Source organism: Fulvivirga sp. AWR4_260, from assembly GCF_056158185.1.
Genome location: NZ_JBSWSU010000015.1, coordinates 287,734 through 314,507, shown reverse-complemented (window position 1 = coordinate 314,507; position 26,774 = coordinate 287,734). Strand labels below are relative to the sequence as shown.

25 protein-coding genes and 4 tRNA genes are annotated in these 26,774 nt (G+C 37.4%); 12 read left to right on the top strand and 17 right to left on the bottom strand.

Features of this window, described 5'->3' with window-relative positions; genetic code table 11:
• Positions 1-35: 35 nt before the first annotated feature.
• The 4 genes from ACXACQ_RS07860 to ACXACQ_RS07845 form a co-directional block, all read right to left on the bottom strand.
• Entirely contained in the window at positions 36-506 is a 471-nt protein-coding gene (locus tag ACXACQ_RS07860) for a hypothetical protein (protein ID WP_474975378.1), read from the bottom strand.
• Between the two features lie 365 nt (positions 507-871).
• A tRNA-Pro gene (locus ACXACQ_RS07855) sits at positions 872-946 on the bottom strand.
• A gap of 205 nt (positions 947-1,151) precedes the next feature.
• Positions 1,152-1,226 (bottom strand) — tRNA-Pro (locus ACXACQ_RS07850).
• A gap of 113 nt (positions 1,227-1,339) precedes the next feature.
• On the bottom strand, positions 1,340-1,942 hold the full coding sequence (locus tag ACXACQ_RS07845) for a carboxypeptidase-like regulatory domain-containing protein (RefSeq protein WP_474975377.1): 603 nt from the start codon (positions 1,940-1,942) through the stop codon (positions 1,340-1,342).
• Positions 1,943-2,110: 168 nt separating this feature from the next.
• On the opposite strand from ACXACQ_RS07845, the gene ACXACQ_RS07840 reads away from it, so the two are divergent.
• The 7 genes from ACXACQ_RS07840 to ACXACQ_RS07810 all read left to right on the top strand — a co-directional run bounded on the left by ACXACQ_RS07840 (position 2,111) and on the right by ACXACQ_RS07810 (position 10,121).
• Positions 2,111-2,497, top strand: coding sequence for an ArsR/SmtB family transcription factor (locus ACXACQ_RS07840; protein ID WP_474975376.1), 387 nt, complete (start codon positions 2,111-2,113; stop codon positions 2,495-2,497).
• Positions 2,494-3,192 carry a YjjG family noncanonical pyrimidine nucleotidase gene (locus ACXACQ_RS07835; protein WP_474975375.1) on the top strand — a complete coding sequence of 233 codons (699 nt, stop codon included), beginning with the start codon at positions 2,494-2,496 and terminating at the stop codon, positions 3,190-3,192. The genes ACXACQ_RS07840 and ACXACQ_RS07835 overlap by 4 nt, the downstream gene beginning before the upstream one ends.
• A gap of 76 nt (positions 3,193-3,268) precedes the next feature.
• Complete coding sequence (gene pruA / locus ACXACQ_RS07830) at positions 3,269-4,900, top strand: L-glutamate gamma-semialdehyde dehydrogenase (protein ID WP_474975374.1); 1,632 nt, start codon at positions 3,269-3,271, stop codon at positions 4,898-4,900.
• A 172-nt stretch (positions 4,901-5,072) separates the two neighbouring features.
• Positions 5,073-5,597 (top strand): hypothetical protein, encoded by a 525-nt coding sequence (locus ACXACQ_RS07825; RefSeq protein ID WP_474975373.1) that lies wholly within the window; start codon positions 5,073-5,075, stop codon positions 5,595-5,597.
• Positions 5,598-5,693: 96 nt separating this feature from the next.
• Positions 5,694-7,655 carry a KUP/HAK/KT family potassium transporter gene (locus ACXACQ_RS07820; RefSeq protein WP_474975372.1) on the top strand — a complete coding sequence of 654 codons (1,962 nt, stop codon included), beginning with the start codon at positions 5,694-5,696 and terminating at the stop codon, positions 7,653-7,655.
• Positions 7,652-8,578 (top strand): M90 family metallopeptidase, encoded by a 927-nt coding sequence (locus ACXACQ_RS07815; RefSeq protein WP_474975371.1) that lies wholly within the window; start codon positions 7,652-7,654, stop codon positions 8,576-8,578. The genes ACXACQ_RS07820 and ACXACQ_RS07815 overlap by 4 nt, the downstream gene beginning before the upstream one ends.
• A gap of 4 nt (positions 8,579-8,582) precedes the next feature.
• Positions 8,583-10,121 (top strand): FMN-binding glutamate synthase family protein, encoded by a 1,539-nt coding sequence (locus ACXACQ_RS07810; protein ID WP_474975370.1) that lies wholly within the window; start codon positions 8,583-8,585, stop codon positions 10,119-10,121.
• A 24-nt stretch (positions 10,122-10,145) separates the two neighbouring features.
• Here ACXACQ_RS07810 and ACXACQ_RS07805 read toward each other — a convergent pair whose 3' ends face one another.
• Together ACXACQ_RS07805 and ACXACQ_RS07800 are read right to left on the bottom strand one after the other, a co-directional pair.
• A complete protein-coding gene (locus ACXACQ_RS07805; RefSeq protein ID WP_474975369.1) occupies positions 10,146-10,442 on the bottom strand; it encodes a hypothetical protein in 297 nt (98 codons plus the stop codon).
• Between the two features lie 130 nt (positions 10,443-10,572).
• Positions 10,573-12,051, bottom strand: a complete 1,479-nt coding sequence (locus ACXACQ_RS07800) for a catalase (RefSeq protein WP_474975368.1) — start codon at positions 12,049-12,051, stop codon at positions 10,573-10,575.
• 105 nt (positions 12,052-12,156) lie between these two features.
• On the opposite strand from ACXACQ_RS07800, the gene ACXACQ_RS07795 reads away from it, so the two are divergent.
• Entirely contained in the window at positions 12,157-13,095 is a 939-nt protein-coding gene (locus ACXACQ_RS07795; protein WP_474975367.1) for a LysR substrate-binding domain-containing protein, read from the top strand.
• Between the two features lie 324 nt (positions 13,096-13,419).
• On the opposite strand, the gene ACXACQ_RS07790 is transcribed toward ACXACQ_RS07795, so the two are convergent.
• The 3 genes from ACXACQ_RS07790 to ACXACQ_RS07780 all read right to left on the bottom strand — a co-directional run bounded on the left by ACXACQ_RS07790 (position 13,420) and on the right by ACXACQ_RS07780 (position 15,026).
• Positions 13,420-13,493, bottom strand: a tRNA-Asn gene (locus tag ACXACQ_RS07790).
• Positions 13,494-13,600: 107 nt separating this feature from the next.
• Positions 13,601-13,674: transfer RNA gene (locus ACXACQ_RS07785), tRNA-Asn, on the bottom strand.
• Positions 13,675-13,772: 98 nt separating this feature from the next.
• On the bottom strand, positions 13,773-15,026 hold the full coding sequence (locus ACXACQ_RS07780; RefSeq protein ID WP_474975366.1) for an Nramp family divalent metal transporter: 1,254 nt from the start codon (positions 15,024-15,026) through the stop codon (positions 13,773-13,775).
• A 179-nt stretch (positions 15,027-15,205) separates the two neighbouring features.
• On the opposite strand from ACXACQ_RS07780, the gene ACXACQ_RS07775 reads away from it, so the two are divergent.
• Complete coding sequence (locus ACXACQ_RS07775; protein ID WP_474975365.1) at positions 15,206-15,622, top strand: Hsp20/alpha crystallin family protein; 417 nt, start codon at positions 15,206-15,208, stop codon at positions 15,620-15,622.
• Between the two features lie 56 nt (positions 15,623-15,678).
• Here the strand turns inward: ACXACQ_RS07775 and ACXACQ_RS07770 are convergent, their stop codons facing one another.
• Positions 15,679-16,566, bottom strand: coding sequence for a FecR family protein (locus ACXACQ_RS07770; RefSeq protein WP_474975364.1), 888 nt, complete (start codon positions 16,564-16,566; stop codon positions 15,679-15,681).
• A gap of 70 nt (positions 16,567-16,636) precedes the next feature.
• A complete protein-coding gene (locus ACXACQ_RS07765; protein WP_474975363.1) occupies positions 16,637-17,869 on the bottom strand; it encodes a CHASE2 domain-containing protein in 1,233 nt (410 codons plus the stop codon).
• Between the two features lie 94 nt (positions 17,870-17,963).
• On the opposite strand from ACXACQ_RS07765, the gene meaB reads away from it, so the two are divergent.
• On the top strand, positions 17,964-18,953 hold the full coding sequence (meaB, locus tag ACXACQ_RS07760; RefSeq protein ID WP_474975362.1) for a methylmalonyl Co-A mutase-associated GTPase MeaB: 990 nt from the start codon (positions 17,964-17,966) through the stop codon (positions 18,951-18,953).
• On the opposite strand, the gene ACXACQ_RS07755 is transcribed toward meaB, so the two are convergent.
• Together ACXACQ_RS07755 and ACXACQ_RS07750 are read right to left on the bottom strand one after the other, a co-directional pair.
• Positions 18,931-19,053 carry a DUF5522 domain-containing protein gene (locus ACXACQ_RS07755; RefSeq protein WP_474978465.1) on the bottom strand — a complete coding sequence of 41 codons (123 nt, stop codon included), beginning with the start codon at positions 19,051-19,053 and terminating at the stop codon, positions 18,931-18,933. The genes meaB and ACXACQ_RS07755 overlap by 23 nt on opposite strands.
• Before the next feature lie 45 nt (positions 19,054-19,098).
• The gene (locus ACXACQ_RS07750; RefSeq protein WP_474975361.1) at positions 19,099-19,812 is read right to left on the bottom strand and encodes a DUF547 domain-containing protein; all 714 of its coding nucleotides are present in this window, start codon (positions 19,810-19,812) and stop codon (positions 19,099-19,101) included.
• A gap of 175 nt (positions 19,813-19,987) precedes the next feature.
• Here ACXACQ_RS07750 and ACXACQ_RS07745 point away from each other — a divergent pair, with 175 nt between their 5' ends.
• Positions 19,988-21,319 (top strand): NAD(P)/FAD-dependent oxidoreductase, encoded by a 1,332-nt coding sequence (locus tag ACXACQ_RS07745; RefSeq protein WP_474975360.1) that lies wholly within the window; start codon positions 19,988-19,990, stop codon positions 21,317-21,319.
• Complete coding sequence (locus ACXACQ_RS07740) at positions 21,316-23,100, top strand: 4Fe-4S binding protein (protein ID WP_474975359.1); 1,785 nt, start codon at positions 21,316-21,318, stop codon at positions 23,098-23,100. Before ACXACQ_RS07745 ends, ACXACQ_RS07740 begins: the two co-directional genes overlap by 4 nt.
• Here ACXACQ_RS07740 and ACXACQ_RS07735 read toward each other — a convergent pair.
• From ACXACQ_RS07735 to ACXACQ_RS07720, 4 genes are all read right to left on the bottom strand, one after another.
• Positions 23,097-23,306, bottom strand: a complete 210-nt coding sequence (locus ACXACQ_RS07735) for an ATP-binding protein (RefSeq protein ID WP_474978464.1) — start codon at positions 23,304-23,306, stop codon at positions 23,097-23,099. The genes ACXACQ_RS07740 and ACXACQ_RS07735 overlap by 4 nt on opposite strands.
• A 50-nt stretch (positions 23,307-23,356) precedes the next feature.
• Positions 23,357-25,018 (bottom strand): ATP-binding protein, encoded by a 1,662-nt coding sequence (locus ACXACQ_RS07730; protein WP_474975358.1) that lies wholly within the window; start codon positions 25,016-25,018, stop codon positions 23,357-23,359.
• Between the two features lie 268 nt (positions 25,019-25,286).
• Positions 25,287-26,288, bottom strand: coding sequence for a flotillin-like protein FloA (floA, locus tag ACXACQ_RS07725; protein ID WP_474975357.1), 1,002 nt, complete (start codon positions 26,286-26,288; stop codon positions 25,287-25,289).
• 2 nt (positions 26,289-26,290) lie between these two features.
• Positions 26,291-26,758, bottom strand: coding sequence for an NfeD family protein (locus ACXACQ_RS07720; protein WP_474975356.1), 468 nt, complete (start codon positions 26,756-26,758; stop codon positions 26,291-26,293).
• Positions 26,759-26,774: the final 16 nt, after the last annotated feature.

Below are 26,774 nucleotides of genomic sequence, written 5' to 3'. Positions count from 1 at the left end.
GCCCGGTTGGGGCTAGGTGATATTGTAGCCCGTTTTCATTTCTTCTTTACAAACTCTGCTAATCGCTCGTTCTCTTTTAAATCGGGTTTATCATAGTAGTAGACGGTATCTGTATTGTATGAAATCTTCTTTGCCGCAACATAAATGTCGTTTTTATAATCTTCCGTCCGAATAATAAATAGTTGATACCCTTGCTCAATTTCGAATCTGAGGTTTAATTCCTTATTCAAATTAGAATCTGGTAGTTCTATCACGGGTTTCTTTGTATCCGAATGCCACTCTTCAAAAAAGATAGAGGCAAAGAAGACATCTTCAAAAATTATTTCAAGCTGATGATAATAAGATAGATCAATACTACCCGCAATTTCCAGAAAACGACCGTCATAACTGGTCACATGGAAATCGAACCAGTCATGTTCTCTAATTCGCTGGTCAATTTCCTGTATGATATCGTAATTTTTCTTTTTCAATTTTAATGGGCTACAACAATTGTATAAGGGACACAAACATTCCCTTATTTATATTATGATGGCCAATCTAAAGGATTTTTAATTAATTCCATAAAGGTATTGGCTAAGTCTTGAGTTATGCCCTAGCAGCACTTGAACTTAGCGAAGGTTCACTCCGGCCTCTAATAAATGAGTAGCAAAACTATGCCGCAGCACATGATTAACAACTGACTTGGTTAACCTCTTTTGAGACATTTCAATGGCTCATCTTTAACAGAACTCTCTTTTTATGGAGAGTAAAAGTCAGTACACCCAGATGTTTATGTGCCAAATCTTAAACTAATGAAGGAGAGATAAAACAATGAATACTACACCGGAAATAAAAAAACCGCTTAATCCAAAAGATTAAGCGGTTTTTTATGTCGGGGCAGCAGGATTCGAACCTGCGACCCCCTGGTCCCAAACCAGGTGCGCTAACCGGGCTGCGCTATGCCCCGAACTATTGCCCTTACTACTTGTAACAGTAAAAGGGATATTAAAACTTAAGAAATACATCGAAAATTGACGCTTCTCAAGGGTATTTTATATGATCACCAAAATGATAGAGCTCAAATATTGACTTTCAACACTTTCACCCAGATAACCACCTCATTTTTAAGGTAAAAACAGACACTTAGTATATCCACCAAGTGTCCATTGATGTCGGGATGACTGGATTCGAACCAGCGGCCCCCACTACCCTAAAGTGGTGCGCTAACCGGGCTGCGCTACATCCCGCCCTCATTTTGGGGTTGCAATTATAATATATTTTTTCAACTTACAGCACACCTATCCACCTATTTTTAAAAACTTTTTAAATAGAGACCACTTTGTATGCTATACAGGCTTAACTACTTCTTTTTTGAGGTTTTTAAAGACTTAAAGAATTTGGCCCAATTGAAAGGGTTCAACAAAGGATTAGGCCTTGGCCCAAATCTATCTCCCTGATATTGAACATAATTATTCATATAATAGGTATGATTAGTTTGCCCATCCATTGGCATGGTTTGCATCATTAGAGCCAACAGCTCTTCATTAAGGTTTTCTTCATTAACAGGCTCATGAAGAGGCAAATTTAATGCTACTATAGCCTCTTTAAACACTTCTTCCGTAGGGAAAGGCATTATTTCTACGGCATCCAAAAAAGTGGTATCAGAAATCATCTCCACCACAATGGTTAGGGATTCATTATCACTATCAGGCACAGTAAAATATTGTTTTTCATAGCCTATAGCACTCACTACAATTTCATCGCCCACCAAAGTAGGTAAAGAGAAATACCCCACCCTATTAGTAGTGGTACCTCGCCCTGCTTTTGGCACATAGATGTGTACGCCTGGCATGCCTGCCACGCTATCTTCACCTAAAATAATACCTGAAAGTTGAATGATTTTCTTTTTGCCCTGGGCATGAGCATTTTTCACTGAAAATAGTGCCGCTGATAATATTACCATTATCAATACGATATTTTTTACGCTAGCCTTCTCCAAAACCCTTGATTAGATATCTTAAACTTTTGTATCTCAACTCCGAAGTTATCAATTGAACGGCAATTTTCCTTATTATGTTCAGTATTTCTTTTATTTTTGGTTAAGTGCTATAATACCTAGGTTCTATCGTCTATGAGATTAAAAAACTTTAGCTTGTCTTTTGGCTCTCAAATATTTAAAGCCTGTTCGGATGAATCGAGGCTCAGGATATTACACCTCATTTACAAAAACAAAGAGATGTGTATTTCTGACCTGGAGCAAATCCTGGACTTTACACAAACCAAAACGTCAAGACACCTCATTTATTTAAAAAATTCTGGCATTTTAAGTACCAGAAAACACGATCAGTGGGCCTTTTATTACTTGAAAGATGAGGTTGTTGACATCATTAACCAGATATTTCAATTTCTACAAAAAGATCAAGTCTTGCGCACCGATTTTGAAATTTACAAAACAATGTATTCTAACCGAGAGTTAGCTCTTAACAAACTAGAATCCAGAAACTGGCAAAAGTCATGAGTGCGAAGTACACAACTATTTTTTTTGACCTCGATCACACCTTATGGGATTACAAAAAAAACTCGAATGAAACCCTACAAGAAATATACAGTAACAATAACCTGTACCAAATGGGCGGGTTCTCTTGCGAAGACTTCATTTTAAAATTCGAAAAGGTAAATGAAGGCCTGTGGCGGCAATTTAATTTAGGGGCTGCTACTAAAGAGGATATAAGAACGGAAAGGTTCAAAAGAATACTAAACCATTTTAAGGTGAAAAACACCAGCCTTTCTAATGCCATCTCTGAACAGTACCTTGCTAAGTGCCCCACCAAAACCAACCTTTTCCCCTTTACCCACGAAGTGCTTACCTACCTTAAAGAAAAATACACTCTTTTTGTACTCACTAATGGTTTTAATGATGTTCAGGCTATTAAACTGAGTAACTCATCGCTTACAGGATATTTTACTGGCGTAATAACTTCCGAAACTATAGGCTATAAAAAGCCCAATAAAGAAATTTTCGAATATGCACTAAGCACATCAGAAAGCGCTCAGCATGAGGCAGTAATGATAGGAGACAATCTTGAAGCCGACATTTTAGGAGCTCAAAACGCTGCAATAGACGCTATATACTTCAACCCCCAAAAACAAAAACACAACAAAAATATACAACTGGAAATCAACTGCTTAAGCGAGCTAATGAATATACTCTAATTAGCCGTTTTTCTCTTCAGTATTAAGTAAATTTGCAGCTGATTTGAATATAGTACTTTTAAAATAACACAAAATTATGCCTAAAGGAATTTATAATATACCTTTTCCTACTAACGAACCTATATCTGCATACGAAGCAGGCTCAGCAGCAAAGGCTAGTTTAAAAAAAGCTATCGAAGAAGCTCGTAGTAAGGAAATAGAAATCCCAATGTACATTGGCGCAGAAGAAGTGACAACAGGAAACAAAATTCCTCTTTCACCTCCACACGATCATAAGCATATTTTAGGTTATTTCCATGAAGGTGACAAGTCCCATGCAGAGCAGGCGGTAAACGCAGCATTGGCTGCTAAAGAAGACTGGGCTAACCTTAGCTGGGAACACAGAGCTAGTGTATTTTTAAAAGCAGCAGACCTTATCGCTGGTCCTTACAGAGATAAAATTAATGCTGCCACTATGCTAGGTCAATCTAAAAATGCTTTTCAGGCAGAAATAGACTCTGCATGCGAGCTTATTGACTTCTTAAAGTTCAATGTTTATTTCATGTCTCAGATTTATGCTGAGCAGCCACAATCATCAACTGGCGTATGGAACAGAACAGAATATAGACCTTTAGAAGGTTTCGTATTTGCTATCACTCCATTTAACTTCACTGCTATTGCTGGTAACTTACCTGCATCTGCAGCACTTATGGGGAACACGGTAGTATGGAAGCCTGCATACTCTCAGGTATATTCTGCTAACGTAATAATGGAGGTATTTAAAGAAGCTGGCCTTCCTGATGGAGTGATCAACTTAATATACGTAGATGGCCCTGTAGCAGGAGAAGTTATCTTTAACCACCCTGATTTTGCAGGTTTACACTTCACTGGTAGCACTGCCGTATTTAAGGAGTTATGGAAAACTATCGGTAACAACATCGATAAGTATAAGTCATACCCAAGAATTGTTGGCGAAACAGGCGGTAAAGATTTTATCGTAGCACACAGATCTGCGAAAGCTAAAGCATTAGCTACGGCTATCGTTAGAGGTGCATTTGAATTCCAAGGACAAAAATGTTCTGCAGCTTCACGTGTATACGTACCTTCTAACTTATGGGAAGAAACAAAAGGATACATTGTAGAAGACCTCAAAAGCGTTAAAATGGGAGGTACAGAAGACTTCTCTAACTTTGTTAATGCAGTAATTGATGAACGTGCTTTTGATAAAATCGCAGGATTTATAGATAAAGCTAAAGCTAATGACCTGAATGAGATCGTAGCTGGTGGTAATTATGATAAATCTAAAGGCTATTTCATAGAGCCAACTGTAATACTTACTAAAGACCCTCAATCTTTAACAATGGTTGAAGAAATCTTTGGACCTGTAGTTACTATCTATGTTTATAATGCTGATAACTTCGAAGAGACTTTAGAACTTATCAACAACACCTCTCCTTATGCATTAACCGGAGCTATTTTGTCTCAAGACAGATATGCAATAGAACTAGCTACTAAAAAGCTTGTAAATGCAGCAGGAAACTTCTACATCAATGATAAGCCAACAGGAGCTGTAGTAGGTCAGCAACCATTTGGAGGAGCAAGAGGCTCAGGTACTAACGATAAAGCAGGATCTGCACTTAACCTATTAAGATGGGTATCTAGCAGAACTATTAAAGAAACTTTCGTTTCACCTGTAGACTATCGTTATCCATTCTTAAATGAAAAATAATTTGAGTTTCAAATAACACATCATCAGCCACTAATGTTAATTCATTAGTGGCTTTTTTTATTGCTAAATAGATTTAAAAAATAAAATAAGTTTAATTTTATATTAAAATTATTTTAAAATTAAGTTTATATACTATCTTTGTTAAGTAATTAGTAATCAACCTAGTACTGATATGTCTATACCCGGTAATAATTCTCATGAATCATGGCTTTTTAATGGCTCAATCATTGATATTCAATTTCCATCAGAAATAAAAGCTCAGAAAAAAAGCTCCACGATAAAGGAATTCGACTTTCTTGTTTTCATTATAGACGATAACCCTGAAACACTTGAAAGCTTAAATACCGCCCTAAACAAGATGGAGATCAAGAACTCAGCAAATCAGTCTATAAAGCTACACGTCAAAAACTTCACCACTGCTACTAGCGCCATTACCCACCTTACAGAACAGCCCGACTTAATTATTCTGAACGTATTAGTAAATGCACGAATAAGAAATGCCATGCGCGGTCCTGAAATCATAGAAACCATTAAAAAAAATAACCCTAACCAGAGGTTAATAATACTTAATGAGCTGAATTTAGACTTACACCAAGCATACATTAAAAAAGGTCTTTATGACTACACCATCAATGATGAATTTACCGAAAATAGCCTCAAACAAGTCATCATTAATTCACTTCCAATTACTGCATAAGTCTTAAGAAAAATCAAAATATAAATTAGCCAATACTGCTGAACATAGTTCACTTAGCTATGTTTTTCTAATGTTATAAAAGCAACATTAGAACGCGTGGGCAATAAAGAGAAAGGAGTAACACAAAAAATATCGGCTGCTGGCCTGCTGATAACACTAGGCATTGTATATGGAGACATAGGTACTTCTCCTCTGTATGTAATGAAGGCCATAGTAGGCAACCAAGCCATAGAAAGCAACCTGATATTAGGAGGCCTTTCTTGTATTTTTTGGACACTTACAATTCAAACCACCATCAAGTATGTACTCATTACTTTAAAAGCAGATAATGATGGAGAAGGAGGCATACCCGCACTTTACGCACTAGTAAGAAAAAAGGCCAAATGGCTGATAGTACCTGCCATAATAGGTACTGCAGCTCTACTTGCTGATGGACTTATTACACCGCCCATTTCAGTAACTTCAGCCATTGAAGGACTCAAGCTCATAAAAAAAGATATACCAGTAGTACCCATAGTCATTTCTATACTTTCTGTGCTCTTCTTTTTTCAGCAATTCGGGACAAAGTTTGTAGGTAAAGCATTCGGCCCTATAATGCTGATCTGGTTTACCGCACTCGGAGTATTAGGCGCCATGCAAATAAGCAACAACTTGAAAGTACTTGCTGCCATTAACCCCATTCATGCTATAGATTTATTAACTCACTACCCTGGTGGCTTTGTGCTATTGGGAGCGGTATTTCTATGCACCACTGGAGCCGAAGCACTTTATAGCGACCTAGGACACTGTGGCCTTAAAAATATTCGCATCAGCTGGATTTTCGTAAAATCTGGCTTGCTACTCAATTATTTTGGTCAAGGAGCATGGTTACTAACTATGGAGGGCGAAAAGCTAAACAAACAAAATCCATTTTATCAAATTATGCCCGAGTGGTTTTTAATGCCAGGTATTATACTCGCCTCTTTTGCCACCATCATCGCAAGCCAAGCACTCATCAGCGGATCATACACCTTAATACAAGAGGCCATGAAACTCAATTTTTGGCCTCGACTTAAAGTTATTTACCCTACTGATATAAAAGGCCAACTCTATATTCCTACCGTTAACTGGGTGCTATTCATAGGCTGCTTATTTATAGTAATGTTTTTCAAAAAGTCAGAAAATATGGAGTCGGCTTATGGACTAACCATAACACTTACCATGATTATGACTACTACACTCCTTATGTTTTATCTGCACAAGGTAAAAACCCCCATGATCTGGATATTATTATGCGGTTTATTATTGAGCGTGGTTGAATTTTCTTTTCTGTATGCCAACCTAAGTAAGTTTTTCCATGGTGGGTACATTACTATCCTTATCAGTGCTATATTATTTTTAATGATGGGCATATGGTATAAAGGCCACAGCATTACACAACGATACAAAAAGAATGTTGAGATCTGCGATTATTTCGAAATGTTCAAAGACCTTAACAAAGATGAGTCAGTACCTAAATTTGCTTCCAACCTGGTTTTTATTAACTCCCATCCCACTGACCTTATCGAAAATAAAATCATATACAGCATTTTCAATAAGCAACCTAAGCGAGCAGACATATATTGGATTATACATGTTAAATACACTGATGAGCCGCACACCAAGCAATATTCTGTACAGCAATTAATTCCTGGACTTCTAATAAAAGTAGATTTTAAACTTGGCTTTCAGGTAGAACCAAGAATTAATATGTTTTTGCGCAATGTAATTAAAGACCTGAAAGAAAATAATGAGATAGATATCAGCAGTAGACACGAGAGCATGAAAAAGCATGGAATTGATGGTGATTTTAGGTTTGTCATTATTCGTGAGACACCGACTTACGACTATCAACTACCAGTGTTTCAAGAGATTATTATGAGCGCATACTATTTCATCAAAAAAATAGCCTTAACTGATGAAAAGGCGTATGAATTAGATACAAGCTTAGTTACTGAAGAAAAGGTTCCTCTAATAATATCGCGCACCACAAATGAAAAGTTAGAAAGAGTTACTGAAGAAGAGACTGAAAAAGAATGAAAAAGCCCTTTGCACCTACATGGTTCGATTATTTTGTTAGCACATGCATCTTTTTGCTAACATTGATGTTTTGCTACCCCATATATGCCGATAACATAGGCCTATTAGCCATTATAATTCCTACACTACTTTTAGTTAGCTGGCTAGTATTTAGAAAATTAACCAAAAAAGTAAGAGAACGAAATAGAATTATTAAAACACAATTTCCTGATGAATGGCGGGAAATATTAGAGAAAAAAGTCCGCTTTTATGCCAGCCTAACCCCTAAATACAAAAAGCAATTTGAATATGAAATCAATTTATTCTTAGCTGAGAAAAAAATAACAGGAATAGACACTAACATAGATGATACTGACAGGCTTCTGGTGGCTAGTAGCGCGGTAATTCCAGTATTCTCATTTCCTAACTGGAACTACGATCAACTAGATGAGGTCATTATCTATCCTAACTCATTCAATCATAGCTTTGAAACTGCAGGAGAAGACAGAAATATTAGTGGCATGGTGGGCAATGGCACTTTAAATGGGAAAATGATACTTTCTAAAAAAGACTTACACTTTGGCTTTGAGCACCCACAAAACAAAAATAATGTTGGCATTCATGAGTTCGTACACCTCATAGATGAGTCTGATGGAGCTATTGATGGCATCCCTGAAGTACTCATGGAGCACCAATATGCAAAACCATGGCTAAAGGCTATAAAAGAAGAAATTACGAAAATTCATCAAAATAAATCAGATATCAACCCTTATGGCGGTGTTAGCGAAGAAGAATTTTTGCCTGTAGTGAGCGAGTATTTCTTCCAAAGACCGAAACTATTCAAAAGAAAACACCCCAAACTTTACAACCTATTAAACAAAGTATTTCAACAAGATCCTGTCAACCAATTTAAAAGCAAGGTAGCATGGACCACTAAAAAGTAAAAGCATGAGAAATCTATTTATATATGGAAATCTGATCCTATTATTAATAATAGGAGGGCTATTTTTTATATGGCCGCCCATAATGTGGAGCTTAGCTGTTTTAAGCCCTTTTATTGTCATTGGCATTTATGACTTACTACAAACAAAGCACACCATACTAAGAAACTTTCCCGTTCTGGGTCACTTTCGATATTTTTTCGAGTTAATATCTCCCGAACTACACCAATATTTGGTAGAATCAGATACGGATGGCAAGCCAATAGACAGAAACCATAGAGCATACATTTATCAGAGGGCAAAACTTCAGAAAGAAACGCACCCTTTCGGAACTGAACTAAATGTAAAAGAAGCTGGCTATGAATTTATGCACCACAGCATATACCCCGCTAAAAAACTAGACGAATTTCCGCGTATGTCCATTGGCAATGATTCATGCGCGCAGCCATACTCAGCTAGCATATTCAATATTAGCGCCATGAGCTACGGTGCATTAAGCAAAAACGCAATACTTGCCCTTAACATTGGAGCTCGAGAAGGCAACTTTTTTCATGATACCGGTGAAGGGTCAATATCGCCATATCATTTACAAGGGGGTGATTTGGTATATGAAATAGGCACTGGTTATTTTGGATGCAGAACCAAGGACGGCAATTTTTCACCCGAAAAATACAAAGAACAAGCTGCAAGGCCTGAAGTAAAGATGATAGAAATAAAAATATCTCAGGGGGCAAAACCGGGGCATGGTGGCGTATTACCAGCCTCTAAAAACAACAAAGAAATAGCCGAAATAAGAGGGGTAGAACCTTTTACAACGGTATTATCACCTCCTGGCCATTCTGCTTTTTCAGATGCTGAAGGCCTTTGCAAATGGATACAGACATTAAGAGAGTTATCCAATGGAAAACCCGTAGGCTTTAAGTTGTGTATTGGTGATAGAAGAGAATTTATCAACATATGCAAAGCCATGATAAGCACAGGCATAAAGCCTGACTTCATTACCGTAGATGGTGCAGAAGGCGGAACCGGAGCAGCACCTATTGATTTCTCAAACTACGTAGGTATGCCATGGGAAGAAGCATTAATTTTTGTAACAGACACTTTAACTGGCTTTGATCTTAAAAAAGACATCAAAATTATTACTGCTACTAAAATATTCACTGCCTTCGATATTTATAAAGCCATATGCATAGGTGCTGATGTATGTAATTCAGCCCGAGGCATGATGCTGGCTCTAGGCTGCATACAAGCACTGAGGTGTGACTCTAACGAGTGCCCCACTGGGGTAACCACCAACAAACCTGAACTAATGAAAGGCTTAGTGGTGAAAGAAAAATGGCAGCGCGTAAAAAACTATCACCATGAAACTATTAAAGACTTCCTTGAGCTACTAGCCGCCTCCGGATGCTCCAATACAGAGCAACTAGACCGTACTAAGGTGTATAAAAGAACCTTTAACGACCACCTAAGGCCTTTCTCAGAGATTTACCCTTATGTGGAAGCTGGCTCATATTTAGGCAAAAATATGGAAGTGCTATTAAACTAATTCAAGTATAGGAAACCGCACAGCTTAGCATTCTCCAAATGTGCGGTTTCTTCTTAAAATAAACTTTACATCACTATCATCTACCCTCACATTCATTTTATCTTGAATATCACTAACCATATCATGAATTAGTTCATGACAATTATAAAACTTGCCTTTAAGCCTTAATGCATCGAACTTTGCCAATTGCGCACTCATAAACATGTCATCTGCACTACTCGCTTCTAAAAACCTATTGACACGGAACCTCGGCACACCTCCTACAGTTGTCACCTCTACCATAAACTTCAAACCTGGCTTTTCAATGATTAAATTTTCCATAACAGTATACATTTATTGAGAACTAAACACTTATCTTAATTATATAAGCTTTTTCATTTCGAAAACGTTTGCAGAAACCAATAAAAAAAAGGGCAATCACAAAATGACCACCCTTTACCAACTATTTCATTTACATCTTCTGCGCGTGTATATCTACACCAAGGCCATCAGCCACTTTAGCCCCAAGCTCCTCATCAGCCCTAAACCAATGACACAATTGTCTATTAATGATTTCATCACGCTTAGGCCCAGATACTCCACTCATACTTCCTACAATATTTTTAACCAAATTCTCTTTGGCTTCATCATCCATCACATTTCTGTACAAGTTGCCTGGCTGTGTATAATGATCGTTATCATTTTCATTTCTATCAAACCAGTCAGCCACATTGCTATCTAAAGTCATACCTGGCTCTTTATAACTTTCATCTGGCTCTATATTATCAAAACTGTTTGGACTGTAATTAGGACTATCATTACCATTATCACCTACCTGCATGGCACCGTCTCTCTGATAATTAGCAACCATATAAGGACACCTGTTTACAGGCAGTTGCTCATAGTTAACACCTAATCTATACCTATGCGCATCAGGGTAGGACAATAACCGCCCTTGCAGCATTCTATCAGGAGAGTAACCAATTCCATCTATGGCATGCGCTGGTGCAAATGCCGATTGCTCCACATCCCGAAAGTAATTACTAGGCACTTCATTAAGCTCCACTTGCCCTACATCAATCAATGGAAATTCACTGTGAGGCCATATTTTGGTAAGGTCAAACGGATTCCATTTGAAATTTCTTGCCTGCTCATCAGTCATTACCTGAATTTTAAACGACCAAGTAGGGAAATCGCCAGCCTCTATTGATTCCACCAAATCGCGCTGCGCATGGTCCATATCTTTAGACTTCATGCCAGCGGCCTCCTCATCAGTAAAGTTTTTAATACCTTGATTAGTCTTCAGGTGGAATTTAACCCATACTCTTTCTCCCTCAGCATTAATTAAACTATAAGTGTGACTACCATAACCATTCATATGCCTATGGCTAAAAGGTGTACCCCTATCACTCATTAAAATCATCACCTGATGCAAACTTTCAGGATTTAAAGACCAAAAATCCCACATCATAGTTGGGCTTTTGCAGTTGGTTTTAGGATCTCTTTTTTGAGTATGTATAAAATGACTGAATTTCTTAGGGTCTTTTATGAAGAACACAGGAGTATTATTTCCTACCAAGTCCCAATTACCATCTTCAGTGTAAAATTTCATAGCAAAACCGCGTGGATCTCTCTCACTATCAGCGCTACCTTTTTCACCCCCTACCGTAGAAAACCTAAAGAAACAACGGCACTCATTTCCTATTTTATTAAAAATTTTGGCCTTGGTATACTTAGTTATATCATGCGTGATTTTAAAAGTACCAAAAGCCCCTGACCCTTTGGCATGCACCACCCTTTCAGGAATACGTTCGCGGTTAAAATGAGCCATATCTTCGTGTAGAAAATAGTCTTCTAACAATATGGGACCTCTTGAGCCTACCGTTTTACTATCTTGATAATGATAATAAGGGCGCCCTGAGGCTGTGGTTAATTTCTTCTTATCTGACATCGCTTAACATTTATTTTTATGAGGAATATTAATTACAACCTTAAGTTCTTAACTTTCAAGCTATAATCAAAATTGATTATACTTATACATCTATAACTATAGTTTATGACTTTTGTTCAATTAGAATACTTATTGGCAGTAATAGAAACCGGCAGCTTTTCAAAAGCCGCAAAGAAGTGCCATGTCACACAACCCAACCTAAGCATGCAGATTCATAAACTAGAGCAAGAGATTGGCGTATTGCTTTTAGACAGGTCTAAAAACATGATAGAACCCACGCAGACAGGGCTTGTTTTAAAAGAAAAAGCAAGAAATATTATTAGAGAAGCCAATAGCTTCATGGATTACATTAAAGCACAAAAGCAAGATTTAACTGGCACTTACAAAATAGGTATTATACCCACATTAGCTCCTTACCTAGTTCCGTTATTCCTTCCTCAATTTGTATCGGCATTTCCAAATACGCGACTAATCATAGAAGAGCTAAAAACCGAAGACATGATTCAGCTTTTAAATGAAGATAAGCTGGATGTAGGCATTGCCGCTACACCACTAGAAGAAAAGAAAATAAAGGAAATCCCAATATTTAAAGAACCCATTTATGCCTACATATCTACCGGGCACGCTTTAAGTACGCATGAGTGTGTTAGCACAGATTTACTTAGCCAGCACAAAGTATGGCTGCTCAATCAAGGGCATTGCTTTCGAGATCAAGCCTTACAGCTTTGTAATATCAGCAAAGAAGAGATCAATCAACATGAATTTGTATATGAAAGCGGCTCACTAGAAACACTTAAAAATTTAGTAGCCATGGGTGATGGCGTTACCCTTCTACCGGCCCTTGCTGCGTACTCCAATGTAGAGAGTTTAGAAATGATTAAGAAGTTTAATGAACCTCAGCCTGTTAGAGAAATCAGTTTGGTCGTTCATCAAAATTGCATTAAAGATCATTTAGTGGAAGCACTGTACGAAACTATCATAGACAAGGTGCCGCAAGAATACCAAGTCAAGTACAAAAACAATAGAATAGTACACTGGAGATGATAAAATTACATTGAAAATCCCCATTGAGCTACCATCTCGCAGGGGATTATCACGAATCAACAATTAGTTTAAACATTATTCACATGCCCAAATGCGGTTTAACCTGCTTATTACAGGTTACATAATGTTTATTTTAACCATTTTTATCAGTGAGTAACGTTAGTCAATCGGCATCATTAAAACAATGAAACAAGGGTATGCGGAGATTACAAAACTTACTTAAGTGCTTTGTAATATCATATAAAGTTTTATTGACTATAAGAGAAGATTAAAAGTAGAGGTAGGCTAAAAAACAAAAAGCCTTGCTAGACTAGCAAGGCTTTGCTCCCCCTCTTGGGCTCGAACCAAGGACCTACTGATTAACAGTCAGCCGCTCTAACCAACTGAGCTAAGGGGGAATATCTCATAAATTTATGAGCACAATTTTAATACTTGAAATAACATTGAACAAACAATTTGCACTATTTATTTCAAAATACTGTAGTACTTTTTACTACAATTTCTGCTCCCCCTCTTGGGCTCGAACCAAGGACCTACTGATTAACAGTCAGCCGCTCTAACCAACTGAGCTAAGGGGGAGTATTTCAATTAAACTTCCCTTCGTTTGAAAGGGAGTGCAATATTATAATTTGTTAGTTTATTATGCAATAGATGAATAAAAAAAATCTGTATTTTTTTTAGAACATGAAATGAAATCCAAAATACACATCACAAAACACCAATGTAAACACAAGCAAAAACACTAAACCAGCATAAGAAAGCCATTTCATCCACACCGGTGGACGCTGATCACTGGTGAGATCATCAGAAAAAATCGCTTTATGATTTAGTAAAGCAGCAACGGGGCCTATCACAAATGAAATAACTGTAGCCATATCCACCAATGCTTTTAAATTATTCAGAAATAGGCTTATCACTACTACCCCTCCAACTACAAGGCTACACACCCAAATAAAATAAGTATTCTTAGCCTTACCTAGAAGCAATAAAATAATACGATCCATCACCCTACTATATCCATCCAGCACCGTAATAGAAGTACTAAACATAGTACTAAAGGCAGCTACAGCTATAATAAAATAACTCCACTCACCTATTGATGCCGTATACAGCCCTATTAGCTGACCTGCAAAAACTGATGAGCTATTCGATAGTTCAATACCTTTACCATACATCACCATAGCCCCAAGAGTTAAGAAAATAACAGCCAACACAGCCGTCATGATATAACCTATATTAAAGTCAAGCAATGTTTCCTTTAACGTTGGCTTATAATTGGTCTGATCCGTTCTGGCCTCCGCCCACAACCCAGTCCAAATAGACAAATCAATAGCTGTAGGCATCCAACCCATCAGCGCCACAAGAAATATTAACCCTTGCCCCTGCAAAATATCAACCGGCACAAAATCATCCCCTACCGGAGCTCGGCCTTTTCTCAAAGCCATCACCACAGCCAAAATAGTAGACAAAAGGAGCACCACACTTACAATTTTCAAAAGACTATCTAACGCCCCATATTTACCACTAAACAATATTACTGCTGAGCCAATTAGAATAATAGCCGCCCACCAGTTAGCACTCAACCCAGAAGAAAAGATATTAGAAATAAGTCCTGCCCCAACAAACGTAACAGCAGCAGTAACTATAAACATGGTACAGATGGTCATAATACCATAACCCCACAGTATCCACTTACCCATTTTAGCATACCCATGCAAAATGCTTACACCTGTAGCACCAGTATAGCGCGAAGAAAATTCAAAAAATGGATACTTAAACAAGTTGGCTGCAAGCACTACCCATAATAAGTCAAAACCATAATCTGCGCCAGCCCTAGTTGACTGCACTAAATGCGAAACACCTATACACATGCCGGAAAAGACAATGCCAGGACCTAGGGTCTTTAAGAAATTTTTAAAAGTTAAACTCATTCACAAAACAAAATAAGACATAATGTCACCTATTTTAATGAAAATCACCTAATCCAAGACATAATGTCATTATTATTTCAACAAAATGACATTAAAAAGCACTTGGTACAATTTTCACTAATACAGAAATAAAGATTTAGACATTAAATTTTTAATAATAATAATTAAAGTTAATAGTTATGGCATTAGTAAGATATAACCCTTTGAACAATTTTGTACCTAGCACATTTGCTGACCTAGTTGAAAATTTTGTTAGAGAATCTTCTAAAGAAAAAAATCATTTTTCACCTGCGGTAGATATTTTTAGAGATGAAAACGAAGTTTCTCTTCATTTCATTATACCGGGTGTTCAAAAAGAAGACATTAAAATTGACTTACAAGACAACTTACTAAGTGTAAGCGGCTCACGAAAAATAGCCGAAACACTTAAAAACAAAAAGACAAACCTAGAATCCCATTATGGAGAGTTTAAAAGATCCTTTAAATTATCTAATGAAGTGGATGTAGAGAAAATAGATGCTAAATATGATGAAGGCATCTTGAAGTTAACCCTTCCTTTAGCCAAGAAATCGAGCAAAGTGATAGAAGTAAAATAACAAAAAAAGGAGAGGCTTAGGCCTCTCCTTTTTTTGTTATTACTAGCTGATACAACTTAATGATCCATTAAATTATTTCTATCCAAGAAGTGATAATAAGCTTCCCTGTAAGCTTCCACTTCAGGCTCCTTCTGCATAACATAATTATACATAGTAAGCGCATCTAGCAACAAATTATGACTCTCAAAAAAACCAGCCAGAATATAATCATCTAAAGCGGTACCACTTTTCAACTGAGGAAGAATCAATTTCAATTCCTTTTCCACAATAGCGCGCTCCTCCACACTCATCCGTTTCACCGCATAAACCTGCGATTTCTTATCCCCCGTTTTATCCGACACCTCAAACAACAACACATTTTCATTTTTATACGCAGCAGACGAAAAATCTAAAGTCATATTATTACCTTGATGATTTTCATCAAGCAAAGTATCATCAAACAGGTTTTTTATCACCACATGATATGCGTCCACCCCTTCAATCTCTGTCCAGGTTATAATTTGCTGATCATTATAAGCCATAGCAGAACTAGGTATATACACTTTAATTTTGGAAACAAGCCCACGGGATACAGCTCCAGTCACACTTAATCGATTCTTCTTCTCTTCAGCAGACATTTTATTTAAAATATAATCTGCATATTTACCAGAAACACCTTCTGCCTCACCTTCCACTTTCCCCATTAAATCTTTAACAGCATAAGTGCCTTGTTTTTTCAGCTCCAAGGTTTTACCCCCAGAAAACACCAAACCGAGATATCCTCCTGAGGCAACCTTTAGCACATCCTCAGGCGCAATCGTCATTCCAACCTTTACCTTTCCCCAGTCTTCATTATGCTTAACGGTATTATCGCCTTTATTGGCGAGCACCTTGAAGCTCTTTTGCTGCCCCACAGCAGGCAGCACACTCACAAAAAACACAATAAGAATAAAAATCAATCTCATAGTTAGATATTCATTAAGATGCCCAAACCCGAGCATCTATTCATTTCTTTTATTTATAAAATGTAAACGCTTAATTCCTTCTTATTTTTCTGAAAAGATTTTTAAGCATACCATAAAACACCTCTAATGCATCTCCCGCAAGTGCAATTGCTGCAATTGAAATCACCAAATTTAACTTAAAGTTAAATTCACTCAACACCACCACCATAATATATATGATTAATAAAATTTCCAACAACTGCACTGTCTTGGTAATCCCGTCATACCAAGCCGGCAACCTATAATAGATATAAGAGAAAAACAACACATTCACAAAACATAAAACAACTGCTACCAATATACCCCACCCTTCCTTGTCATTTAATTCATCGATATAATCGTCATTCAGTATCATCGACAAAATATTAGCATGCACTACCGCACCAAACATATCAGGGTTGGTTTTACCTGCATAATTCTTATTTAGCGGAGTAAAGAATTTATCATCCCAAGAGGTATCTTTTAAATCGCGACCTAAAAAACCAAACACAACAATTTTGCCTTCTATCATCTGAGGTACAAAATTTTCATTGAGCACATCATCAACATCTAACACATAAAACATATTAGGGTACTCTGTGCGTCCAAAGTAATCAAAAACATTACCCCGATAATTAATAATCTCGATAGAGTTTCCCCGCTCCACCACTTTATCAGCTTTCTCTGACGCATATAAAGCAGCCAACTCAATAGCAAAAGCACGATGAACTTGCTCCCCAACCTCCCTAATGGTAGGAAAAGCCCGGCAGGTTTTAAAGTCTTCCTGCCTTTGAGCATCTGATTCTAAATTAACAAACCCTTGTACGGCCTCACCTCTAAACAATGGATGCGTGCACCTCAATGAGTCAAATCTATTTTCACCCTTAGATGGACTCATCAACTGCGAAGCAAAAACGGGGCTAGTCACACGAGAAATCGCATCAGCCAAAACCAAATCAGTGAGGCTATCACTTTTTAAATGATCAAAGAAACAATCAAACCCCATAACAGCAGGGTTATATTTATTAATAACATTTATTTCCTGAGCTATGCCCGCTCTATCAAGATAACCTATATTTACAATCACAATATTAGTATCTGGCAGCGGATCTTTACGCAATTGAGAAAAGGCTATATCCGTGATCTCCATATCATCTAATGCATCACCAATAGGATCAAAAGCATTGAAAATCTTAAATTGGCTAACATTAAATATTAACCACATCACAGAAAAAACAAATAGCGTAGCCAAAACGCTATCTTTTAAGAGCTTATTAAATTTCATTTATTCAATACTTGGTACACCCCTAGATGAAATAAGGAAGGTAAAAATATAAAAACTTGGTGTTTATATTAAAAAAAAATAATTTCATATTGAGATGAGAAGAAAACGACTTAGCGCTAAAGCATATACTGAAGGAATATTAGCAGGCAATAATATCATCCTCAGCCAAACCATAACGCTTATTGAAAGCCAGCTAAGTAGTGACCACGAGCTAGCCGAAGAGGTCTTAGATATGATCTTACCACATACTGGAAAAAGCAAAAGAATAGGCATTACTGGCGTGCCTGGCGTAGGAAAAAGCACATTCATAGAAGCGCTAGGTATTCATATAGCCGAACAAGGCCATCGTTTAGCTGTACTCGCCATAGATCCAAGCAGCCAGAAAACAGGAGGCAGTATCCTTGGAGACAAAACTAGGATGGAAACTTTATCTCATCACCCTAATGCGTACATCAGACCTTCAGCCACAGGAAATTCTCTTGGAGGGGTAGCCAACAAAACCAGAGAGACCATGCTGCTTTGTGAAGCTGCTGGCTATGAATACATTTTTATAGAAACTGTAGGCGTAGGCCAGTCAGAAACTACCGTCAAAGGCATGGTAGACTTTTTTTTATTACTGATGCTAGCCGGAGCTGGCGATGAATTACAAGGCATAAAAAAAGGCATAATGGAAATGGCAGATGCTATAGCCATAACCAAGGCTGACAATGAAAACATTAATGCCTCTAAACGGGCAAAAGCTGAATACCAAAATGCACTACACCTATTTCCGCCATCAGAAACAAACTGGAAACCGAAAGTATCTACCTGCTCTTCACTAACCGGAGATGGCATAGAAGACATCTACAGCATGATAAGTCTGTACTACGATTTTATCAACAACGACTTAATCTCCATAAGACGCGCTCAAAACCTCAACTGGCTACATGAAAGTATAGGATATATGCTAAAGCAAAATTTCTACACTAACGATTTGGTCAAAGCAGAAATTAATATTTTTGAAAAGAAAGTAGAAAAGGGATTAATGACGCCAGCACTGGCAGCAAGAAAACTCTTAGAACTCAGCGTTTCTGCCTTTTCTTAAAACCATAAGGACAATGCCGACAACCACTTTTACAACAGTAACCTCTTTTTAAATGATATGCTTCTGTAAAAACATAGAGCCCATTTTCGATATAAAACATCTCATTTTCTGAATCATTATTTAATTTATCACTTCCCATCAAACATTACTTAAACTCATTAAGAGACCAGTTGTATTCATAATAACCAACCTTAGTATTTTCAGGCAATTTACTCTCTCTAAAATGATTAATAAACTCTACCAATGAAGAAAATTCAGAGCTTATAAAATCACCTTTATACCACAAAAATATTTTTGAAATCCACACTTCTTTACCATTATACCTCACCCACGCCTCATCATTAAGCGCTAACCGAGTTCTCTGCACTAGCTGCTGCTCCAAAAATGTGGGTTTGTATGCTTCATCATTCAATGAAGGACAACCTTTGGCCGCACAGCACAACACAAAATGAAGTCTTGGATCATGATATACGGTGAGTAGTTTTTGCTTCTCCAGCTCATTTAAAGTCATTTTTTCACCAGCAACTTTTACCTCCCAAGCATCAAAGAACCCATCTACAGCCATCACTGACTTCAATGGATAATGACTCACTACTAAGTTAATCACTTCAATATTATAAGCATTAATATAAAAAGCCTTCCGTTCTATATCAGAAGCCTCACTTAAATCTGCATTTGAAATAACATCAATCAATTTATGTAAAACAGTTGCGTCAGCATAAATTGAAGTATAATCAACTTCACCATACATCACATACCTTTTAAAAAAAGCGTCTGCATCATCAAAAAATGTATTCAGATTTTGTGCCTTTGTAGGTATAGCACAAGCCATTAATAAAACTACACTAATCCATTTCATATACATTAACTTAATCGTTGATGGATAACGACAGCTATGCCACTTAAGTTTAAAGCACAACTACTTCATGCCCATCAAAGTCATGAAGCAGACAATGAATGCTTATCTATTAGAATAAGTTTTAAAAAACGGAACATCTACAGATATTTACTCGTGATAGATTAAAACGCTCTATATGAAACATGTAGTAATTATTGGTAATGGCATTGCTGGCATCACTGCGGCTAGACATATAAGGAAAAATAGCAATTTTCAGATCACAGTTATATCATCTGAATCAAAGCATTTTTGGTCACGAACAGCATTAATGTATATCTACATGGGACATATGCAGTATGAGCACACCAAACCTTACCCCGATAGCTTTTGGAGCGAAAACAACATCAACCTTTTGCACAACCATGTCAATAAGATTACTACTGAAGAGAAAAAGCTTTCATTAAACAGTAATGAAGAGATACATTACGATTATCTAATTATTGCTACTGGATCGAAACCCAATACTCCCAACTGGCCAGGAAACAACCTCAAAGGAGTATGCACTATGGTTAGCCTTCAGGATTTGGAGAAAATAGAAGCTGCCACAAAAAACATTAGGGAAGCTGTAGTAATTGGAGGTGGTTTAATAGGAATTGAGCTAGTAGAAATGTTGCGCACAAGAAATATAAACACCAAATTTCTTATACGTGAAAACCAGTTTTGGGGCAGTGCCCTACCTTCTCAGGTTAGGGACCTACTCCATAACCATATAGAAAAGCATGGCGTCAATCTTCTTACCGAAACCGAATTAAAAGAAATTGAAAGCGATAGCAATGGCAATGTGGCGGCTGTTATCACAAAATCTAACAAAAGAATACCTTGCCAGTTTGTAGGCATAGCCACCGGAGTTTCTCCCAATACATCTATCACCAAAGCAACCAACATAGCCACCAATAAAGGCATTTTAATAGACCCATTTTTAAAAACAAGTCAAGATGATGTATTTGCCATTGGAGACTGTGCAGAAAAAAACTACTCTTCAACAGAAAGAAATGCCATAGAACCAATATGGTATGCCGGAAGAATGATGGGGGAGACAGTAGCACAAACCATATGCGGCAAGCCTACCAAATACACCCCCGGCCCATGGTTTAACTCTGCAAAGTTTTTCAACATAGAGTACCAAACCTACGGAGAGGCAAAAAACACAATAACAGATAATCAACTAGAATTTTACTGGGAAAACACTCAAAAAGAAGTTGCAATCCATATCACATTTGACAAGAGCAATACTTTTAAAGGAATCCACAGTTTCGGCATTAGACTGAGACATGAAATAATGGACAAATGGCTTCAAAGTGAAAAGAGCATCCAGCATGTAATTCAGAATTTCAGAGAGGCCAATTTTGATCCTGAATTTTTCACCCGCTACGAAACTAATATCAGAGAAGCATTTAACAACGAATACCCCTCCTTGGCTGTATCTACTCCAAAACAAAAGAAAATACTAGGCATTTTTAATATATGAAACCGACCATAACTCAAAAAATAGGCCTTAGCCTTTTTATAAGTGCCTTATTGTTACTTATTGCTACACTATTCTTAAACGACTACAAGTTAACTCCCAGCAACTTAAAGTCATCATTAGACTCCGCAGAATACGCTAAAGCTAAGTCTGTATTTTCTCCATTACTTAATGTTAACTTCAGCAATAGCTATTCTTTTAATGCTGAATTAAAAACTTTACTTGAAAGCGCCAATGAAAAGGCTTTAGAGAAATACCGAATCACTGATGCAAAGCTCAGCCATTTACTTAAAGCCTTCCCTGAAAACAACATTACTTATTCCTCAGAGCTCATAAAGCAAGAAACTTCAGACACAGTTACCAGCTACCAAATTGAGAAGTTAAAAGCCTACACCAACTGGATGAACGGCCAAACTTTTGAGAGCAAAAAAGACCTAATATCAAACCTTAACGGGTCAGTAAAAAGCATCAATTATAATATAGCCAAAGACTATGGCTTCGAAAGCTATATCATTAAAAACATGCAACTAAAGCTTTCAAAAGCTGCCAGCAATGGCACTATAAGAAGACATTTAAAGTTGTGGATCATTTTAACCTTAGGCCTAGGCATTATGGGAGGGTTACTTTACATACTACCAAAACTCAATGAACACAAAGGCATCAAAAATGATAATATTTACAAAAACGCCAACACCAGTCGAGGATGGATCGGCTATGCGGTAGGAGCTTTTCTAATTATTTTCTACATCATTCTCTACTGGTATCCAGAATACATGGTCAATTGGATGTTATTAGCAGATCCGTTTAGTTATATACTCAATGGCGGCCCTGCTAGCCAATGGTTTTTTTATGGTCTGCTTTATACGTTTTCCATAGCAGTTATGGGGCTTAGAATGCTAATAAAATACCGGCACAGCAAATACCATATAGTACGTACGCTATCTGTCATTTTCTTCCAAACAGTATTCGCCTTTACTATTCCTGAAATACTTATAAAACTTAATCAGCCAAGTATGGACTTCAAAAACATGTGGCCGCTGAACTACAGTTTTTTCTTTGAATACAATTTAAATTACCTTATTAATAGCGGGCGTTTAGGAATATTTATGTTGGTATGGGGAATTGTGCTTTTCACAGTAGGCGTTCCTGTTCTTACCTATTTTTATGGCAAGAGGTGGTACTGCAGCTGGGTTTGTGGTTGTGGAGGATTGGCCGAAACACTAGGAGACCCTTACAGACAATTGTCAGACAAATCAGTTAAAGCTTGGAAAATTGAACGATGGATGATTCATGGAGTACTTGTTTTTGCTATAATTATGACAGCAGGCACTATTTACACATATTTCACCGGTAACGGTAGTTTACTGGGCATTGACACCTACACGGTGCGTTCTACCTACGGTTTCTTAATAGGCTCAGCCTTTGCTGGTGTGGTTGGTGTTGGCTTTTACCCTTTTATGGGCAGCAGGGTATGGTGCCGTTTTGGCTGCCCTTTGGCAGCATATCTCGGCATTGTACAAAGATTTAAATCTAGGTTTAGAATAACCACTAATGGAGGCCAATGCATAAGCTGCGGCAACTGCAGCACGTACTGCGAAATGGGAATTGATGTTAGATGGTATGCCCAGCGGGGCCAAAACATAGTCAGAGCATCTTGTGTGGGGTGTGGGGTATGCTCTTCGGTATGTCCAAGAGGAGTACTGAAGCTAGAAAACAACACGCCTGAAAGCAGATTCAATGAACCGATTTCAATAGGCCAAGACAGCGTTAAAATCCATAATTAATTAAGCCCATATTTAGGCAGAGTAAAGGCAAAGGTACTACCTTTGTCTAGCTCACTATTAACGTAGAAATCCCCATCATTATCTTTTACTAATTCTTGACACAAAATAAGCCCTAAACCATTTCCTAGCTCATCATTAGTACCAGAGCTAGAATTCATTTTTGCTAAATCAAATAACTCCTCCACGGCTTCCGTACTCATTCCCATCCCCTCATCATGCACAGAGACCCTTACGTTTTTACCTATATTTTCAGCCTTTATAGTGATCTATTTCCTGGATATGAAAACTTGATAGCATTAGCAATTAGATTTCTTAAAACAGTGTTGGTGCAATTATAATCTGCCCTAGCAAACACCTCGCGCTCAGACTCTGTAACTAATCTTATATTCTTATTATAACTAGTCAACTGATACAGGTCTATATTCTTCTCTATTACATCATTTACATCTACCTTGCCTATTTTCAGCTGCCTGTTATTTTTACTCAATGACCAAGCCAGCAAATTATCCAACAACTCGTTTAAATTATTTACAGATTGATTAATCTGGCTCCCCATATGCTTGATATCATCTTGCGTTAGATTAGGCAGATGATTGATCAGTAAATGAGAAAATCCTTTTAGCGAATTAAGCGGACTACGAATATCATGAGACAAGATTGACATAATCCTGTCTTTCCCTCTGTTTATCTTAACTAAGTCTTCCTTTTGAGCTTGAATTCTAGCATTCTTCAGTGCAAGAATATCTTTTTTACTTTTATTGGCTCGGTAAGCTATAATCAACAAAAATAGAATCAGCAGTACCAAAGTAATTCCAACATAAAGAGAATAGTTAAGCATATCTTTTTGCTTTAAAGACGCCAACTGTATTTGTCTATCCTTTTGCAGTAAAGCAATTTGATTCTCTCTTTCTTCGGCATTAAATTTTTCTTTCAGCTCCTCTAGCCTTACCTCTTGCTTCTCTCCCTGAAGACTATCTTTCAATTGATTCTGTAGCTTTAAATATTTAAAAGCGTTTGAAAAATCTCTTTTATTTTCGGCTATTTCCACCAGCATTCCCAAAGCCCGCTTCATCACAGGTTTACATGCCAAATCCCTACTCATCCGAAGTGCCTTTTGCGCATGATCTTCAGCCATGGCCAGCAGCCCTTTTGTCATGTAAATACTAGATAGATCAAGGTAATTCTCTACCAGAGACATCTTATTTCCTGTCTGAAGATACAGCGACTTAGCATGCAAGTAATAATTAAGCGCCCTGTCTACCTGATGAGTCTCTTCCATGATTTTACCCATATGCCCATATCCACTAGCAATGTCCTGCACATCTCTACGCCTTTCTTTAATGGCCAATGACTTTAACATGTATTGTTCTGCTAGCTCATATTTCTGCATTTTCAAATACATCAAACCTATGTTGTTTAATGTTTGCGACTCTCCTTTAGAATCACCAATAACACGAAACATCTTCAAAGCCCTTTTGAAATAAATAAGAGCCTGCTCTGTTTCACCAGAATATGCATAAACAATACTAATATCATTTATAGCATTAGCTATTTGAACACTATCTTGGATATCACGGTATATCGCTAAAGAATTGAATATATCCTCAAGGGCTTGCACATATTTTCCTTTATCACGCTTGAGCCTACCTAGCGTAATTAATGCATCACCTTTACCTTTTTTATAATTTAATGCTTGGGCTCGCTGCTGACATAAACGAGCATAATACATGGCAGAGTCTGGCATGCCGTACTGGTAAGCCATAGAAAGCTCAAAATAAACAGATACCTGAGCAGTATCTTTAACCGTTGAAAGCACGCTTAATAAACTATCAATGGACTTCCTGTCTTGCGCAGAAGCACGCACACAAGAAAATACACAAATATAAATTATAACTATATAAGCAGTTATTCTATACATAAAAAGCGATCGCTAAGAACGTTGATAAAGTAAATATTATACTTTTATCTAGTTTAGGCAATTCATTAATTAAGAATATTCCCATTCCTTTCTAAAAAAACAGGCAAATACACCTCCAATTCAATCGATTGCGCGTTTGCTATCTGTTTTATAATCACCCCGTTTTCAGTTTGAAGGGTTAAGAATAAAAAATAAATATTTAGAACTGTTCTTAAATAGAAAAAGCACTTCAATGAAGTGCTTTTTCTATTTAGTAGTCATGTTTTGGTTATGACTTTCCTTTATCTTTTTTAGAAGATGAAGACGAACCAGGTTTAGCTATCGCCTCTCTCATTTCAGTATCGGCCTTAATATTATCCATTTTATAATAATCCATAATACCTAGATTACCATTTCTAAAAGCCTCAGCCATAGCCTGAGGTACTTCCGCCTCAGCTTCAATCACTTTGGCGCGTGCTTCCTGAGCTTTAGCTTTCATCTCCTGCTCGTGCGCCACAGCCATAGCTCTTCTTTCCTCAGCTTTAGCTTCAGCCACTTTCAAGTCTGCAGAAGCCTGATCAGTCTGTAATTTGGCACCAATGTTAGTACCTACATCTACATCTGCAATATCAATAGATAGAATTTCAAAAGCAGTTCCCGCATCAAGTCCTCTTTGCAAAACAAGTTTAGATATCTTATCAGGGTTCTCTAATACCTCTTTGTGCGTACCTGCAGAACCAATAGAAGTTACAATACCTTCTCCTACCCTTGCAAGGATAGTGTCTTCTCCTGCTCCACCAACTAGCTGTTGAATATTAGCCCTTACAGTTACCCTTGCAATGGCTATCAACTGAATACCATCAGCTGCCACAGCTGCCACTTTGGGTGTAGTAATTACTTTAGGATTAACCGAAATCTGTACGGCTTCAAATACATCTCTACCTGCCAAGTCTATAGCTGTAGCCTGCTTAAACGAAAGATTGATATTAGCCTTATCAGCAGAGATCAAAGCTTTTATAACTGAAGGCACATGTCCACCCGCGAGGTAATGCGTTTCAAGATCTTTAATGGTTACTTGCAAGCCAGCTTTAGTAGCAGTAATTAATGAGTTTACTACCACACTAGGCGGAACCTTTCTGATTCTCATAAACATAAGTTCAAAAAGCCCCACTTTTACGTTTGAAAAACGTGCTGATATCCATAAGCCTACAGGGATAAAATATAGCAATACAAAAAATACTACTATCCCCAAGAAAACGAGGACAAGAAGTCCTACTCCGGTTAATTCCATATTTAATTAATTGGTTCTACAAAAATATTATGTGTGTTGATTCTAATGATCTTCAATTTGGTTCCGCTATCAATATAGCTACCTAAAGATTTAACTTCATAAACTTTATCTGCAAACTCGGCCTTACCAAAAGGCTTGAGTACGGATACAGCAAATCCTTCATCTCCTACTTTTAATCCTACAACTATGCCTTCATTTACCTTACTGGCTATTGTCTCCTTTAGAGAAAATTTATTCCAAGTATCGCCTTTAAAACTATAATATAGGGTAATGGAAAATAAAATGGCGCTAACACCTACGAGCCACCATCCTGTTTCAGAGCCGAAATAGACAAAGCCTAAATACAAGCCAAATACTGCAGCTAAAAAACCAAAAACTCCTACAACTGTAGTCCCTGGCACAAAAAGCACCTCAACTACAATTAATCCCAAGCCAACCACAATAAGTGACAAAACGGTAATCCACTCCATTATAAAATTTCATTTA